Source organism: Salinicola sp., assembly GCF_982684285.1.
Map to the genome: position 1 here is coordinate 1 of NZ_CEXLVS010000494.1, position 1,188 is coordinate 1,188.

1 protein-coding gene is annotated in these 1,188 nt (G+C 41.2%); it reads right to left on the minus strand.

The genetic code is table 11. The features are described from left to right. Nucleotides 1-1,188: efflux RND transporter permease subunit (locus tag AC3AYF_RS21395; protein ID WP_487780482.1), on the minus strand; the 1,188-nt coding region annotated here is incomplete at both ends.

Consider the following 1,188-nt stretch of genomic DNA (forward strand, 5'->3'; position numbering starts at 1 on the left):
CACATCAGGTCCAAAGGATTCGTCTACACTTATAACGGCACCTAAAGGCACCATCATTCCTTCGCTATTTCGAGTTTGTAAGCGTGTAATATCTTGTGGTGTGGAACGGAACTCTTTATCAGCCTGAGCTATTACCTGATAGGTTCTACCAAATTGATTGAAATCATTAACATATAAAGAGCCAAGATAAATTTGCATGGTACGGAATACTTCTTCGACAGGAATGCCGAGTTGAACTGCTTTTGTACGGTCAAGATTGGCAGATAACTGCGGCACATTAACATTGTAATTAGAATAAACTTGCATCAAAGCAGGGTCCATATAGGCTTTCTGTTTAACTTGATTAACGACATCATCAAGTGCTTTATAGCCCTGGTCACCACGATCTTGGATTTGTAATTTAAAACCACCTGTTGTGCCGAGACCGCGTACTGGAGGAGGAGGGAATATGGCTATAAATGCCTCAGGAATAGCATTATATCTTCCTTGTAATCGTCCTGCGATGGCATCAGCACTAAGCTCCGGTGTATTGCGTTTTTTGAATTCAGCTAACGTTACAAACACAATACCCGCGCTTGCCGAATGAACAAAACCATTAACAGAGAGGCCAGGAAATTGTACGGCACTGACCACACCTTCTTCAGCCATTGCAGCATCAGCCATTTCTCGAAGCACATCTTCAGTACGGTCAAGTGTTGCACCTGTTGGTAATTGGGCAAAGCTGATTAAATATTGTTTATCTTGAGCTGGAATATAACCAGGTGAAACCAGCTTAAAACTGTAAACAGTTAGACCGACAAGAATAGAAAAAATGACCATCATGATTAATTTTCGAGAGGCAAAAATACGCACTCCTTTAGAATAACCACGCTGACTTTTATCAAATGCTTTATTAAACAAGGCAAAGAACCAGCCAAATAGAAATTGCATTATTTTTGTTAAACGGTCCTTTGGTGCATCAGGTGAACGTAATAAAAGTGCAGATAATGCGGGGCTAAGCGTTAGCGAGTTTAGCGTCGATATAAACGTTGCAATCACAATAGTTAAAGCAAATTGCTGGTAGAACAGACCTGACAAACCACTGATAAAGGCAATGGGAATGAAGATACCTGCTACCACTAATGAGGTAGCAATAATGGGTCCAGTGACCTCTTTCATTGCGTGTATGGTAGCGTCCCGAGGGGTTTT